We start from the raw sequence: 14947 nt of genomic DNA, 5'->3' as shown, positions 1-14947 counted from the left end.
ATTTTTTAAGCAAAGATAATAATTAAGTCGTCATTGCGAACGCAGTGCGGCAATCTCTACACAAAAAGATTGCTTCGTCGTTCCTTCTCGCAATGACGAACACAGAAAAATATGGATGGCAAACTCTTTCTCGTACCAACGCCCATAGGCAATCTGGAGGATATGACCTTTAGGGCAATCCGTATATTAAAAGAATGCGACCTGATCCTCGCCGAAGATACCCGTACAAGTGCCCCGATGCTCAAACATTTTGGGATCGACAAAAGAGTTTTCTCACACCACCAGCACAATGAACACAAAGCCACTTCAGAAATCATCAGGTTTTTAAACGAAGGTCAAAAAATTGCCCTTATCTCTGATGCCGGTACGCCCGCCATTTCAGATCCTGGTTTTTTTCTGGTACGCGAAGCCCTGAAAAATGATATCGCGGTAGAATGTTTACCAGGTGCAACAGCTTTTGTTCCTGCCCTGGTTAACTCGGGTTTACCTGCTGATGCATTTTGTTTCGAAGGTTTTTTGCCGGTTAAAAAAGGCAGGCAAACCAAATTTAAAAAATTGGCTGAAGAGGAACGTACCATTATACTTTACGAAAGTCCGCACCGTTTATTAAAAACTTTAGAGGAGTTTGCGCAGTATTTAGGTGCCGACAGGCAGGCATCCGTAAGCAGAGAGCTGACTAAGATGTTCGAAGAAACTGTTCGCGGAACCTTGCTGGAAATAAAATCACACTTTGAAAACAATACTTTAAAAGGAGAATTTGTAATTTGCATAGCGGGGAAACCCCATATTAAAAGCAAAAACAAATATGAAGATGCTGAAGATTAGCATCAAAAATCTAAACCACAATACAATTTTAAAAATATCATGATGAGTATAGATAGATTTCTGAGTGACGAACAAGACCCAAAAGCGGTTGAAAAAGTTATTGGAAAATTAAACGACCTGCTAACCACAGGCGAAGAACTTTTATATTTAGCCGTACAGAAAAAACCAGCGGTAAACTTGTTACCAGACAGCATTGCGATCTCCAATAAGCGGATTTTCTATTGCGAGCCTGGTAATTTGGGCTTAACGATGAATTTCAAAGATATTTCGTGGAAAAGCATTAAAGAAGTTTCGTTTAAAGAAGAATTTTTTGGTTCTAAATTTATATGTGTTCCGCAACATGGCGAAAATATCGTAACCGAATTTATCCCGAAAGTGCAGGCACGTAAATTACATCAGGCTGCCAATCAGCAATTAGAAGAGTATAAAGAAATGCTGCGCCAGCAAAAACTGGAAGAAAATCGTGCAACAGCCTCTCCTATTAATTTAACTGCCCAGCCTATTGCCGAAATACCTGCTTATGAACCCGCGCCAGAGCCTGCACAACCTGTAATCCAAATTGCTGAGGTGGTAGAAGAGCCGGAAGACGAAACCACGTTAAAGTTGCGGAAGCTAAAAACTTTATACGATAAACACCTGATTACCCAGGAAGAATATGAGGCTAAAAAAGCAAATATTTTAGATAGTTTGTAGATGAAAAACTGCTGTCATGCTGAGGCACGAAGCATCTTTAACATACCCCTAATGTACTACGTTAGCAAAAACAAAGTCAGTTTTCTATCGCATAGAGATTCTTCCTGCGTCAGAATGACAAGTATTTTCATATGAAATCTAAACAAACCTATCTCCTCGCTCTCTTAAGTGCATTCTTACTTTGGCTGGCCTGGCCACCAATGCCTTTTACTACACCGCTGTTATTAATTGGTCTGGTGCCTTTGTTCATTGCACTAAATGCCATTTCAAACGATTCCGGAAAGAAACAGGGTAAAAGAATTTTCCTAACGGCAGGTTTAACTTTTTTAGCCTGGAATACAGCATCAATTTATTGGGTTTATAATGCGATCAGTGCTTATAATGGCCCGCTTATAGCCCTACCGGTCTCATTAATTCCATTTGGATTGGGTGCATTGTTAATGACTTTTGCTTTTTGGTTATACTATAGATTAGGCAAGTATGTAAATAAAAAGATGGCTTATCTGGGCTTGATTTCCTTTTACATCGCTCTAGAATATTTGCAGCAAACCTGGGATTTAGCTTTCCCCTGGATGACCTTGGGTAATGGCTTGGCAGGTATGCACCAATTGGCCCAATGGTATGATTATACCGGTGTTTATGGTGGTTCACTGTGGATTTTATTGAGCAATATCCTGGCTTTTGAAGCTTATCAGAAATTCAGATCGCAAACCGGCTATTTAAGGTTCAGAGCAGCGGGTATCTGGGCTTTGGTAGTGATTATTCCCATCAGCATTTCGTTAACCAAATACTCTACTGCCACACAAAAAGGAACACCAAGTAATGTAGTAGTGGTTCAGCCAAATATCGATCCTTACCAAAAACTGGAAAATATACCACCAGCCGAACAAATCAATATATTAACACACTTATCAGATTCCATCGGGCAAACCAATACCGAGTATTTTATCTGGCCGGAAACGGCTATTCCAAATTACGCTGATGAAGATCGGATCAGGAGCAATAACGATTTCATCACGCTGCAAAACTTTTTATCAAAGTATAAAAACGGAACATTGATTACAGGAATAGAAAGCATTAAAATTTATCAGGATAAAAGGACAATAACCTCAAAATTTGATAACCAACGGGGTATTTATTTTGATAATTTTAACACCGCCATGCAGGTAGAAAATTCTGCCAATGTTCAGTTTTACCATAAATCCAAACTGGTTCCCGGGGTAGAAAAAATGCCCTTCCCAAAAGTATTTTCGTTTTTAGACGGCGTTTTTGCTCAGTTGGGCGGAACTGTTGGCGGATGGGGCTGGCAAGATAAGCCGAGTGTGTTATATGCGCAAAGCGGCATTGGTGTTGCGCCTGTGGTTTGTTATGAAAGTTTGTGGGGCGATTGGATTGGTGAACAGGTTAAAGATGGCGCACAATTTATCGCGATTATCACTAATGATGGCTGGTGGGGAAATACTTCAGGGAAAGACCAGCACATGATGTATGCCAAACTCAGGGCAATTGAAACCCATCGTGATGTAGCTCGCTCAGCCAATACCGGAATATCCTGCTTTATCAATCAACGCGGCGATGTAACCCAAAAGACCAAATGGTGGACCAGAACTGCATTAAAGGCCAATATCAACCTGAATGACGAGATTACCTTTTATGTAAAAAGCGGAGATATTATTGCAAAATTACTGAGCATTACCGCCGTTCTTTTAGCTTTAATTATTCCATATAGAAAATGGATCAGGAAAACGGGCCATGCTTAAACAACAATACGATTTCGTTTTATCCTCCAGGAATACCCTTTTAACTTATGTAGGGCAAATTTCAGAACATGATTTTTTAACCAATAACAGTTCGTTCGGCAGAGGCTCCATCAGAAATTTGTTGGTTCATATTTGCCAGACCTATTGCGCATGGATTGGCGAAAGGGCCTTAGGCATTGAACAGGAGTTTTTACCTTTCGAAAGGTACCAGACTTTAAACGACTGCCAAACTTATTTTGAACAGGCAGATGAATATATTGCTTTATTTGCAGAAAAATTTAAAGGAAATGAGTTGCATAACATGGAATTGGTCAAAAACGGAGCGATTTTAATCGTAAATCCTTTACAGTTGTTCACCCATGTCATTACTCACGAGTTTCATCACAAGGGGCAAATCATGTCGCTAAGCAGACATTTGGGCTACACACCGGTAGATGCCGATATTATCAGATAAAATTATGCAAAAAATAGAAAACCTCCGCTGGTCGATATTACTCTTATTATTAGCCCTAAATTTTAGCTGCGATCAGTTTTCTAAAAGAATTGTTCGTAACGAGATCAGCGATTACGAAAACATCAGCATTATAAAAGACCATTTCACCTTAACCAGAGTAGAAAACACCGGGGCATTTTTGAGCCTGGGCGATAACATGCCCTACATTTTCAGGCTCATTATTTTAACAGGTTTACCCCTATTATTTTTGCTCTACGGTTTATATTTTCTATTTACCAAACGTAACTTGCCGATGACCATGCAAATTGCTTTGTGTTTTCTGATCGGCGGTGGTGTAGGCAATTTATATGATCGGATTTTGCATGGATCGGTTACCGATTTTATGCACATGGATTTTTACCTCTTCCAAACAGGTGTTTTTAATTTTGCCGATATTTCGATTATGATAGGTATAAGTATATTGCTTTTTCAATCGTTAAGAGGTAAGATGATTCAGGAAGAACCAATGGATAAGGCCGGATAATCACATGATTTCTTAACAAAGAATTGCCAGCTTTACACAAACATATTTTTATCTTTAGGTGTTAAACAATCTAAAAATAAAATCCGATTATGAAAAGAAATGCAACAGCCGTATGGCAAGGTTCTATCAAAGAAGGCAGTGGTAACATCACTACACAAAGCACTACTTTAAATAACACTCAATATTCTTTCAATACCCGTTTTGCAGATGGTGTGGGTACAAATCCAGAGGAATTAATTGCTGCTGCACATGCAGGCTGTTTCACCATGAAACTATCTGCTAACTTAACTGAAGCAGGGTTTACAGCCGATAAACTGGAAACAAAATGTGAAATCAACCTTGATCCGTCAAAAGGTGAAATTGTAGAATCGCATTTAACTTTAACAGCTTCCGTACCAGATTTAACACAGGAAAAATTTGATGAGCTGGTTGCAGATGCAGAAAAAAACTGCCCGATCTCTAAATTATTGAATACAACCATTACAGTTGATGCTACTTTAGCTTAAAATGTAACGGTGAACCCCTAATCGTCATTTCGAGCGGAGTGCAACGTAGTCGAGAAATCTATTTAAAAGATCTCTCCATTCCGCTACGCTTCACTCGAGACGACCTTTCTACAATTCACAGTTTCAACAACTACCAGTTTTCAGTTTGTAATCCACAGTTTAACAATCTCAGCAATTCACCAATTAAACAACCTAAACCATATATTTCCCTACAATTGGCATTCTTCTGCCCATGCCAAAGGCTTTGGGCGATACCCTTAAAATAGGTGGCGTTTGGTAACGTTTAAATTCGGCAATATTAACCATCTTTAAGATACGTAAAACCAATGCCTCATCAAAGCCCTGAGCAATAATCGCTTTTGAGCCTTGTTTCCTTTCAATATGCTGGTATAATATTTTATCGAGGATTTCATATTCAGGTAAAGAATCAGAATCTTTCTGATCAGGCCTCAATTCTGCTGATGGTGGTTTAACAATGGTATTAACCGGTATAATTTCCCTTTCCTTATTGATGTACTTCGCGAGTTCAAAAACCTGCATTTTATATACATCACCAATCACACCAATTGCACCGCACATATCGCCATACAAGGTACCATAACCTACTGCACATTCGCTTTTGTTTGAGGTATTTAATAAAATATAGCCAAATTTATTGCTCATTGCCATGTTGATAATGCCGCGGATCCGCGCCTGGATATTCTCTTCAGTAAGGTTAAAAGGCAAACCTTTAAACGCTGGCGCCAATATGTTGTCAAACGCTTCTGTAACCTCTTTAATAGGCACAATTTCGTGCATACAACCAATATTGTTCACCAAATCCAAAGCGTCCTGAACAGAATGGTCGGAAGAATATTTAGAAGGCATTAAAACGGCCATTACATTTCCGGGGCCTAATGCGCGACAAGCCAGGGCACAAACCACCGCCGAATCAATTCCGCCAGACAAACCTAAAACGGCTTTACTAAATCCAGACTTCTCAAAATAATCTTTTATGCCTAAAACCAGTGCATCATGAATCTGTTCAATATCTGTTAATCTTTCCGATTGCGGATACTTATTGCGTACATTTTCAACCTCTTCAAGATCAAATACCTGAAGATCCTCTTCAAAATATTTCATCTCTGCTTTCATGGCTCCATCAGCATCAAAAACCAAAGAACCGCCATCAAAAATAATCTCCGTCTGCGCCCCAACCTGGTTTACATAGAAAACTGGCAGGCTGTACTTTTTTGCATTATCGGCCAGTACTTTAATGCGTTCATCATCATGGGTATAAGAGAAAGGTGATGCTGCGATATTAATCATTACATCTGGCTGCTCTTTAATCAACTCATCCATTGGATTTGATATATACAATGGATTATCGTTAATATTCCAAAGGTCTTCACAAATGGTCAAGGCAATTTTTTTACCTTTAAAATCGATACAGTTAAATTGTGTGGCCGGTTCAAAATAGCGATATTCATCAAACACATCATAAGTTGGCAACAATGCTTTTCTCACTACTGCCTTAACTTTTCCATCCTCAATGAAATAAGCTGCGTTATAAAGGTCTTTCCCCTGCAATAGCTCATTTTTAACAGGGAGCCCAACAATACATGCAATATCAGTACAGGACTTTGCTATTTCATGGGCCGCGGTTTCACACAACCCAATAAATTCATCAAACTCCAGAAAATCTCTCGGCGGGTAACCACAAATAGCCAATTCGGCAAAAACAACCAGATCTGCACCTTTGTTTTTTGCCAATTGAATATTTTCAGTTATTTTTCTGGTGTTGGCCTCAAAGTTCCCGATGTGGTAATTAAGTTGTGCTAGTGCTATTTTCATGTTAAATGTGTCAGGTAGTGAGTATCAAGTAGTAAGTATCTGGTATAAAGTAGTGAGTATCTGGTATCAAGTAGTGAGTATCTGGTATCAAGTAGTGCGTATTGAGTATTAAGACCGCTATTCGGGTTAAAAGAATACGCCGAAATTAAGTGCTAAATAGTGATTTCTAACATCTCTGGTTTTATCGGTTACAATATTAGTGAAACCGTTATTAAAAGTTAACCCGGCCACTATACTGGTATTGCCCGAAATATCAAATTCCCCACCGCCACCAATAATTAATCCGGCGCGATAAAATTTGATGTGATCAGACACATTTAAATTATCGCCAACAACCATACCATCGGTAACCGCATTTTGTTTTGCACTAATATTAATTGAATTAGACAATCCAAACTGACCATACCAGCGTTTTCCATCAGTTTTCACAGTCTTAAGCTTAACAGTTAAAGGCAGCTCTACGTATTGTAGCTTATATTTTAAATCGTAAGCTTTTGGTGCTGCACTGCCACTTGCGGCATAATAAGGTGAAACATTGGCCTCTGTGCTTTTACCATTAACAGAAGTAATAGTTAAGGCCGTAGAAAAACTATAATTTGGAGCAAAATTAAAGTCACCAATCAATCCATATGAAAAGCCCAGGGCTACTCCCTCAGTTTTTCCCTGCTCAGGTTTAATCCAGCCAAAAGTTGGACTTGCGGTTAATCCCAACCTAAAACCGTAACTGGTTAAGGGCGAATTTTGTGCCCAGACGCCGAAACTTAAAACAGATAAAATTAAAATGGTTGATATTTTTTTCATGCTATAGGTGTTTATATATTTGTGTTACATGATGTATAACGTAAAACACTGGCAAATTTATCTAATTTTTCTTTTTGCCATCACATTTATTTCCTGCAAACATAGCAACCGGCCCGATGTTAGTAATATAGAGGTAAACATCAAAATTGAAAGATTTGATCAGGAACTTTTTAAAGGAAAAAATAAAAATGTACTTGAAGTAGATAACCAACTTGCTTCAAAGTATGGGGTGTTTTATGACGATTTTATCCATCGGATTTTAGACAGTAAATTTTCCAACACCGAATCGTTGACCAATTTATACCATGATCAGGCCTATACCGATTTAAGCAAGGAAGTGGATAGTGTTTTTCCAGATTTAAAAGTACAGGAAGAGGGATTAAAACAGACTTTTAAATACATTAAATATTATTATCCAAAAGCGAAGATTCCAAAATTCATTTCTTTTGCCTCAGGTTTTGCTTACCAGATGCCTGTTGGAGATAATTATCTGGGCATCGGTTTAGACATGTTTCTGGGTAAAGACAGCAAATTTTACAGGGCAATTGTGCAAAGTGTACCTCTTTACCTTTCGAGGAGGTTCACGCCTGAATATATTGTGCCACGTGTAGCCGAAACTTATGCCCATGAAGAACTTTTTGCGGAGCCTGATGATAACAGGACTTTATTATCTAAAATGATTTTTCAGGGAAAGATTTTATACTTTCTTGATCAGGTTTTACCCGAAAATGTAGGTGATTCGACCAAAATCGGATATACCCAACAGCAATTAGACTGGGCGCAAAACTTTGAAGGGGACATTTGGGCATATTTTCTGGAGAATAATTATCTTTTCGAAACCGACTATCAAAAAATCCAGGTATTTTTATCAGAAGGACCTTTTACGCCAGGTTTAGGCGAAAACAGAGAATCGGCACCAAAATTGGGCGTATGGATAGGCTGGCAAATTGTGAGGAAATATATGAGTACGCATCCAGATGTTACTTTGCAACAGTTAATGGTTGATAACGATGTACAGAAAATCTTAAATCAATCGAAGTATAAACCAAAGCAACAGAGGTAGTTTACCATTAGCAGTAACCAGTTATATCAAAATCAGTTCAAATATTAACCTAAGGAAAAAATGAAAGTCGGCATTGTATTATCGGGCGGAGGTATTAGGGGAATCGCGCATTTAGGTGTTTTGAAGGCCTTCAGTAATTTAGGGATTACTTTTAGCCACATTAGCGGAACAAGTGCAGGCGCCATAGCGGGATCTTTTTTTGCTGCCGGCATAGACCCAGAAGAAGGGTTAAATATTTTCCTTAAAACAAAGCTTTGGCGCTTTGTACGTCCGGCGGTAGGTTCGCTAGGATTGATTAATATTGAAAATACTGCTTTGATTCTGAAGGAATATTTTCCTGAAGATTCTATAGAAAAGCTAAAGATACCTTTAACCATTGCTGCCGTAAACTTTAGTGAAGGCCGGTTGGTTTACTTTACTAAAGGGCCACTCATCAGGGCTGTCCATGCCTCAAGCTGTATACCCGGTATTTTTAAACCCATCATGATTGATGGCCAAATGTATGTAGATGGTGGCATTTTAAACAATTTTCCGGTTGAACCTTTAATGGATGACTGCGATTTTATTATAGGCTCATCCTGTAACCACCTTAAACCAGTTGATAAAATTACCGGTATTACCAATTTGATGGGCCGCGCAGGAATCATGTCAATCAATCATGATATGGAAAGAAAAGCTAAATTTTGCAATGTACTGATCGAACCTAAAGGTCTGGGGGCCATTAGTACATTCGACATGAAACGTGCAGAAGATATTTACTGGCTGGCGCATGAAGAAGCCTTAATTACCATTAAAAACAGTCCGACGATTTCTGAATTAATTACAAAATAAGAAACTAATCTTATAAATATTTTTAAGAAAAAGTAATATAACTCATGTCTAACTATAATTTATTATTCAGGGAAATTCCTTGTTATTAGCTGAAGATATCAATCTGGCAGTCCCATTATATAAACTTTCCGGTTTAGAAATTGGCTGTGGAATAAACAATATCAAGACTTACCCCGGTGTAGATAAAGCCTATTTATTATAATACCCGATCAATCCTCTCATTGTCCTCGTTTGCAACGAGGATAAACGAGAATGGCGATTGTATCGCCGGGGAGGAAACATTTCTATATGATTGATGCTATCACATTACCAATATGGCACCTCACAAGCCTCATTGAAAACGAGAAGTATATTAATTAGTTTTTAAGGCTACTAAACGTTCGCCCACTAGTACCGGGATTGTTTTGCACAGATTCAGCTGCAAACAAAAAACAACATCTTCTTCTATATTCAGCTGGGCCAAGCGATGGCTATGTGATGATTTGTGGAGATATTTCCTTAAATCTCCTTTAGCTAAGGCATACAGATCTTCAGCTGCCACACTGGAATCGTCAAAATGTTCAAAATTCTGACGCAGATTGCTTACTATAGCACCTGCAAAAAGCGTATCCTCTAAATTGAACTGATCTTTCCAACCTGCGCAAAGCAAAAGCACATTTTTATCCTGACTTTTCAGATAATGACAAATTGAATCTAAGTTTAAGAAAGATCCTATTAAAACCTGGTAGGCTCTTTTCTGTGCCAAATGTAAAGCCTTGGTGCCATTTGTAGTGGTTAGCACAACCGTTTTTCCATTTACTTTTTCTCGCGTATAAGAAAATGGCGAGTTGCCGAAATCATAACCTGCTACAACCTCTCCATTTCGTTCGGCTGCCAATAAAAATCCACTATCACGATAATTTAAACAATCCTCTACCTGAGCTACGGGAATAATTGCTTCAGCTCCGTTATCTATTCCGTAGGTAATGGAAGAGGTAGCCCTCAAAATATCGATCACCACCACAATGCTCTGCTCAATATCGTATAAATCGATCAAGGCCGGCGTTAAACAAACTTGTATTTTTTTCGACATTTTAAGAGATTTATTTATTAATTATTTCCTTTACCTTTTCTTCCAGAAGTTTTTGATCAGGTAGATAGAGTTGATATTTGGAGACGAATATTTTATTAGAAAGTCCCCCTGTGGCATATTTAACCAAAAACTCATTTTTATCTGCAGCAATAATAATCCCAATTGGGTCATTATCTCCCTCAACATTTTCTTCTTCTTTAAAATAGTTAAGGTAAAAGTTCATTTGACCGATATCTTAGTGCTTTACCTTTTTTGTTTTCAGATCAATAAGTACAAAGCATCTTAATATCCGGTGATAAAAAACGATGTCAACAAACATATGTTCATTATCTACAGTTATTTTAAACTGCCTGGCTACAAATGAAAAGCCTTTACCAAGCTCCAATAAAAATTTCTGTAGATTATCAATAAGTTTTTTCTCGAGTCCTGATTCCTTAATTACACTTCCCATAGGGATATTTAAAAACTCAAATACATAAGGATCCCGTACCAAATCGTCAGTACTATGGAGCATCTGACCTTTCTCGGCCAAAGTCAGTACACCGTTTTTATCTTTACTGAGCGCAAGCCTTTGAAATAACGCTGAATCAATTTGCCGCTTCATCTCCCTAAAACTCCAATTTTCTTTTATGGCCTGGGTTTCATAGAAATTTCGGGCTAGGTCATCAGAAACGGTTAGAAGCTCAGCATAATGACTCCAGCTTAGTAAAATGCCAGACGATGTTTGGCTATGTGGCAATTCGCCAGACACTGTCTGGCGAATTAAATTCTGATCTGTTAATGACTGAAATTTAGGATATTTAATATAGAACAAGCGCATCAGTTGCAAACTCGAACGGCTAAAGCCTTTCCCAAATTTTAACTTCAGATCTGCAGAGAGGGTCACTAATAACTCCTTCCCATAATCAGCCCTAGGCTTGCCTTGCTGTTCAAAATCAACAATATAGCGTCCAATTTTCCAATTAGCAGTAATCAATTCAGTATTAATTGCTTTTACCGCATTTTGCCTGGCCGTTTTTAAGGTAGATTCTATTTGATAAAGCAGCTCATAATATTTATTTTCTTCCGTTTTCATAAGTTCAAAAATATTGCTGCTTTAACTTTAAACCTTATTTATAAAAAGGAAACTTAACTACTTTAGCTTTAATTGGCGTATTGCGGATCAAAATAAAAACTTCAGTTCCTTCTTTAGCGAAATCTTTTGCAACGTACCCCATACCGATTGCCTTTTGCAAAGAAGGTGCCTGGGTACCAGAAGTTACTTTACCAATGACATTTCCTTCAGCATCAGCAATTTGATAATCATGGCGCGGAATACCACGGTCGATCATTTCAAAACCAACTAATTTCTTTTGAACGCCAGCTTCTTTTTGCGCCAATAATGCTTCTGAATTGGTGAAAGATTTAGAAAATTTAGTAATCCATCCTAAACCGGCTTCAATTGGCGAAGTCGTATCATCAATATCATTTCCGTATAAACAAAAACCCATTTCTAAACGTAAAGTATCACGGGCACCTAAACCAATTGGCTTAATATTGTATGCTGCACCCGCTTCAAAAATGGCATCCCAGATCTGATCAGCGTATTGATTTTCGAAATAAATTTCGAATCCACCTGCACCGGTATAACCTGTTGCAGAAATTACCACATTTTCAACTCCTGCAAAAGTACCTTTTACGAAAGTATAATATTCCATTGATGCTAAATCAACTTCGGTTAAACTTTGTAACGCATCAGCTGCCTTTGGTCCTTGAATGGCTAACAGAGAAGTTTGATCAGAAATATTATGCATTTCTACGCCTTCTGTATTAAACTGTTGTATCCAGTTCCAATCTTTTTCAATGTTCGATGCATTTACCACCAACATATAGGTTTTATTATCTATCTTGTAAACCAAAAGGTCATCAACAATACCACCATCTTTATTGGGCAAGCAAGAGTACTGCACTTTTCCGTCATATAACTTAGCGGCATCGTTACTGGTTACTCTTTGAATAAGGTCTAATGCATTTTCACCTTTAAGAATAAATTCACCCATGTGGCTCACATCAAAAACACCTACTCCATTACGAACTGTTGCATGTTCGGCATTAATACCTTCATAAGTAACAGGCATATTATAACCTGCAAATGGAACCATTTTAGCGCCTAAAGCGATGTGTTTTTCTGTTAATGCGGTATTTTTCATCCGTAAATTTTATTTTTTATGAATAATGAAGCGATTACAATTTTAACCCCAATTATGGCGATTTTATGCTTATTCTTCGCGGGGCAAAACTACTAAGAAAAAGACAAAATTTTGAGGTAAATTTTATAGGCGTTTTTTAGACTGAAAACTGATTTGATGAGGAACTTCAGGCTTACAAAATTATATTACTTTACTGAAGAGCAATTGACAATAATAACAAATAAAATGTAGTATAAGCAAACGAAGTGCAGCTATGCTTAAGGGCGGAGAAATACAAAATTTGATTTGGAGCGCAAAGTCCGTGTAAAGCCATAAATTTCATCCCGTTTTTCGCTTTTACGCTTCGCTTCCTCGTGCCTTGTTGCTGCAGGGTAACGCTTCAACCGGGACTGGAAACCCAATACAGCGTTTCATTTTTAAGGTTGCAGGATTTAGAAGCAGACACCACTTAATCCGATCAAAGCTATTCGATAGAATGGTTTCAGTTGCTCAGTATAAAAAACAACCTAAGGGGTACAAATCATGTTATGCACTAACCAATTCCTCATAAATTTTTAACATTTTACCGGAAATTAATCGAACGCCATGATCATTTTCAACTGTTTTCCGTGCATTCTCTCCTATTTCTACCCAGCGTTTAGGATTGATGACACATTGTAAGATGGAACGGTAAAATTCATCCGCAGAATCAGCAATTAAGATATCATGTCCGTGCCTGCAGTTAATCCCCTCAGCTGCCGTGGTTGTGGCAATGATGCATTTTTTCATTGCCATACCTTCGATAATCTTAACCCGCATACCTGTACCAGAAATTAGTGGCACAATCATAATGGCTTTGGAGTTCATAAACTCTACGGCATCAAACACCTCTCCCTCTACAATCAGGTTCTCAGAATCGTATTCAAAAAAATGTTTCTGCATGTTTTTCCCGGCGATGTAAAACCGGAGATCCTTATTCAACTTCTCAATATCTGGCCAAATATCGTCTAAAAACCACTCTAATCCTTCCTGATTGGGCCGCCAATCCATTGCCCCTAAATGAAAAAGTGTAGGAAAACTGGTTTTGGTCTTGTCTACCTTATATTTTTCCAAATCGATGGCTACCGGAAAAACCGACATCGGGACTTCGCAACCAAACCTCAATATGCTTTGGCGATCGGGTTCGGAAATAGCAAAAATGTGGTGAAAGCGATTAATCTGATCAGTTTCATAAGCTTTAAGCCGTTGTGCCAGGAAAGCCAGGTATTTGCGTCGAATAAGAAACTTTTCTGAATGCGAAAGGCGTTCCCATAACGTAAACTCGATATTATGCGCCCGGTAAATCAGCTTAGCATTACTATTTGCCTTAACCACATCCAGATAGGGAACCACAAAGAGACCTTCGAACTGGATGATATCGAATGCATTTTCTCTTAAAAGATTTTCCAGCTGCCGGGCAGCGTCTTCACTGTAGTACCGGGAAACATTATAAGATTCGTTAGTGAAAATATTAAAAAAAGCAGACCATACATTTACATCTGTATCTAAATCGCAGGTATGGTATTCAATCTCTTCAAAAACAGGGTCATAAATATCTTCAATATCAATACGCCCTTTTGTTGGGTTAAGGCTAAACAATGTAATATCTGCGCCAAGTTGCAGCAAACCTTGTATGGTATTGTATACCACAATCGGATAACCACTGTTTGGCGGAAAGGGAATCCGCTTAGTAATCAACAAAATTTTCACAACGTGGTGAAAATACGAAATTTCAGGCGTTTTTTGAAAACAGTTCCAACTGCGGGGCGCTCACATTAAAAGTTTTGCGGTGAAAAGGCGATAAGCCCATTTCGAGTACAGCTTTACGGTGTGCAATGGTTGGATAACCTTTATTTTGCTGCCAATTATAATGAGGATAACCTACATGCAGGTTGGTCATATATTCATCCCGATGTGTTTTGGCCAATATGGAGGCCGCTGCAATATTGAGGTATTTACCATCTCCTTTAACAATACAGCTATGAGGAATCTGAGGATAGGTTTTAAAACGGTTTCCATCAATAACCAGGTACTGTGGTGGTGTTTGCAATTTTTCAATGGCCCTGTGCATGGCCAGAAATGATGCATTTAAAATATTGATGCGGTCTATTTCTTCATGATCGCAAGAGGCTACTGCCCATGCCAGCGCTTCCTGTTCGATAATTGGCCTTAACAGCGCCCTTTGTTCATGAGACAGCTGTTTAGAGTCGTTTAAACCCTCCAGCACAAAACCCTTAGGCAATATCACCGCAGCTGCAAAAACAGGGCCCGCAAGGCAACCTCTTCCCGCTTCGTCACACCCGGCCTCTAATAATTCTTCCTGATAGCAGTTTAACAACATGTTGCAAATTTACTGAAATAGCGATAGTAAGAAAATTA

Annotated in this window: 14 protein-coding genes and 1 pseudogene; 8 read left to right on the top strand and 7 right to left on the bottom strand. The window is 38.4% G+C overall.

Going from position 1 to position 14947, the window contains the following annotated elements; all coding sequences use genetic code 11:
• The first annotated feature begins 111 nt into the window (after positions 1-111).
• The 6 genes from rsmI to BM107_RS10535 all read left to right on the top strand — a co-directional run bounded on the left by rsmI (position 112) and on the right by BM107_RS10535 (position 4761).
• The gene (rsmI, locus tag BM107_RS10560; protein WP_090983027.1) at positions 112-825 is read left to right on the top strand and encodes a 16S rRNA (cytidine(1402)-2'-O)-methyltransferase; all 714 of its coding nucleotides are present in this window, start codon (positions 112-114) and stop codon (positions 823-825) included.
• A gap of 39 nt (positions 826-864) precedes the next feature.
• Positions 865-1518: a PH domain-containing protein gene (locus BM107_RS10555; RefSeq protein ID WP_090983025.1), complete on the top strand. Its 654-nt coding sequence runs from the start codon at positions 865-867 to the stop codon at positions 1516-1518.
• Positions 1519-1649: 131 nt separating this feature from the next.
• Positions 1650-3278, top strand: coding sequence for an apolipoprotein N-acyltransferase (lnt, locus tag BM107_RS10550; protein ID WP_090983023.1), 1629 nt, complete (start codon positions 1650-1652; stop codon positions 3276-3278).
• A complete protein-coding gene (locus BM107_RS10545; protein ID WP_090983021.1) occupies positions 3271-3732 on the top strand; it encodes a DinB family protein in 462 nt (153 codons plus the stop codon). Before lnt ends, BM107_RS10545 begins: the two co-directional genes overlap by 8 nt.
• Before the next feature lie 4 nt (positions 3733-3736).
• On the top strand, positions 3737-4255 hold the full coding sequence (gene lspA / locus BM107_RS10540) for a signal peptidase II (protein ID WP_208864376.1): 519 nt from the start codon (positions 3737-3739) through the stop codon (positions 4253-4255).
• 89 nt (positions 4256-4344) lie between these two features.
• Positions 4345-4761 (top strand): OsmC family protein, encoded by a 417-nt coding sequence (locus BM107_RS10535; RefSeq protein WP_090983017.1) that lies wholly within the window; start codon positions 4345-4347, stop codon positions 4759-4761.
• Between the two features lie 192 nt (positions 4762-4953).
• Here BM107_RS10535 and BM107_RS10530 read toward each other — a convergent pair whose 3' ends face one another.
• Together BM107_RS10530 and BM107_RS10525 are read right to left on the bottom strand one after the other, a co-directional pair.
• Positions 4954-6594, bottom strand: coding sequence for an NAD+ synthase (locus tag BM107_RS10530; RefSeq protein ID WP_090983015.1), 1641 nt, complete (start codon positions 6592-6594; stop codon positions 4954-4956).
• A gap of 126 nt (positions 6595-6720) precedes the next feature.
• Positions 6721-7395, bottom strand: coding sequence for a porin family protein (locus tag BM107_RS10525; protein ID WP_090983013.1), 675 nt, complete (start codon positions 7393-7395; stop codon positions 6721-6723).
• 28 nt (positions 7396-7423) lie between these two features.
• On the opposite strand from BM107_RS10525, the gene gldB reads away from it, so the two are divergent.
• Together gldB and BM107_RS10515 are read left to right on the top strand one after the other, a co-directional pair.
• A complete protein-coding gene (gldB, locus tag BM107_RS10520) occupies positions 7424-8458 on the top strand; it encodes a gliding motility lipoprotein GldB (RefSeq protein WP_090983011.1) in 1035 nt (344 codons plus the stop codon).
• A gap of 60 nt (positions 8459-8518) precedes the next feature.
• Complete coding sequence (locus BM107_RS10515; RefSeq protein ID WP_090983009.1) at positions 8519-9289, top strand: patatin-like phospholipase family protein; 771 nt, start codon at positions 8519-8521, stop codon at positions 9287-9289.
• Between the two features lie 352 nt (positions 9290-9641).
• On the opposite strand, the gene BM107_RS10510 is transcribed toward BM107_RS10515, so the two are convergent.
• From BM107_RS10510 to BM107_RS10490, 5 genes and pseudogenes are all read right to left on the bottom strand, one after another.
• Positions 9642-10361 carry a 2-phosphosulfolactate phosphatase gene (locus BM107_RS10510; RefSeq protein ID WP_090983007.1) on the bottom strand — a complete coding sequence of 240 codons (720 nt, stop codon included), beginning with the start codon at positions 10359-10361 and terminating at the stop codon, positions 9642-9644.
• A 10-nt stretch (positions 10362-10371) separates the two neighbouring features.
• Positions 10372-11436, bottom strand: a pseudogene (locus BM107_RS10505) (PDDEXK nuclease domain-containing protein).
• 34 nt (positions 11437-11470) lie between these two features.
• Positions 11471-12550, bottom strand: coding sequence for a glycine cleavage system aminomethyltransferase GcvT (gene gcvT, locus BM107_RS10500; protein WP_090983005.1), 1080 nt, complete (start codon positions 12548-12550; stop codon positions 11471-11473).
• A 525-nt stretch (positions 12551-13075) separates the two neighbouring features.
• On the bottom strand, positions 13076-14278 hold the full coding sequence (locus BM107_RS10495; protein WP_090983003.1) for a glycosyltransferase: 1203 nt from the start codon (positions 14276-14278) through the stop codon (positions 13076-13078).
• A 22-nt stretch (positions 14279-14300) separates the two neighbouring features.
• Positions 14301-14909 carry a ribonuclease HII gene (locus BM107_RS10490; RefSeq protein WP_090983001.1) on the bottom strand — a complete coding sequence of 203 codons (609 nt, stop codon included), beginning with the start codon at positions 14907-14909 and terminating at the stop codon, positions 14301-14303.
• Positions 14910-14947: the final 38 nt, after the last annotated feature.

This window comes from Pedobacter suwonensis (genome assembly GCF_900111825.1).
Taxonomy (GTDB): Bacteria; Bacteroidota; Bacteroidia; order Sphingobacteriales; family Sphingobacteriaceae; genus Pedobacter; species Pedobacter suwonensis.
The sequence above is the reverse complement of the archived record's forward strand: the minus strand, read 5'-3'. Positions and strand labels throughout refer to the sequence as shown.

Coding starts and splice junctions, on each gene's coding strand:
- BM107_RS10525 (WP_090983013.1), bottom strand. CDS start 7,395: ATGAAAAAAATATCAACCATTTTAATTTTATCTGTTTTAAGTTTCGGC.
- BM107_RS10545 (WP_090983021.1), top strand. CDS start 3,271: ATGCTTAAACAACAATACGATTTCGTTTTATCCTCCAGGAATACCCTT.
- gldB (WP_090983011.1), top strand. CDS start 7,424: ATGATGTATAACGTAAAACACTGGCAAATTTATCTAATTTTTCTTTTT.
- BM107_RS10490 (WP_090983001.1), bottom strand. CDS start 14,909: ATGTTGTTAAACTGCTATCAGGAAGAATTATTAGAGGCCGGGTGTGAC.
- BM107_RS10515 (WP_090983009.1), top strand. CDS start 8,519: ATGAAAGTCGGCATTGTATTATCGGGCGGAGGTATTAGGGGAATCGCG.
- lnt (WP_090983023.1), top strand. CDS start 1,650: ATGAAATCTAAACAAACCTATCTCCTCGCTCTCTTAAGTGCATTCTTA.
- lspA (WP_208864376.1), top strand. CDS start 3,737: ATGCAAAAAATAGAAAACCTCCGCTGGTCGATATTACTCTTATTATTA.
- BM107_RS10510 (WP_090983007.1), bottom strand. CDS start 10,361: ATGTCGAAAAAAATACAAGTTTGTTTAACGCCGGCCTTGATCGATTTA.
- BM107_RS10535 (WP_090983017.1), top strand. CDS start 4,345: ATGAAAAGAAATGCAACAGCCGTATGGCAAGGTTCTATCAAAGAAGGC.
- BM107_RS10555 (WP_090983025.1), top strand. CDS start 865: ATGATGAGTATAGATAGATTTCTGAGTGACGAACAAGACCCAAAAGCG.
- gcvT (WP_090983005.1), bottom strand. CDS start 12,550: ATGAAAAATACCGCATTAACAGAAAAACACATCGCTTTAGGCGCTAAA.
- rsmI (WP_090983027.1), top strand. CDS start 112: ATGGATGGCAAACTCTTTCTCGTACCAACGCCCATAGGCAATCTGGAG.
- BM107_RS10530 (WP_090983015.1), bottom strand. CDS start 6,594: ATGAAAATAGCACTAGCACAACTTAATTACCACATCGGGAACTTTGAG.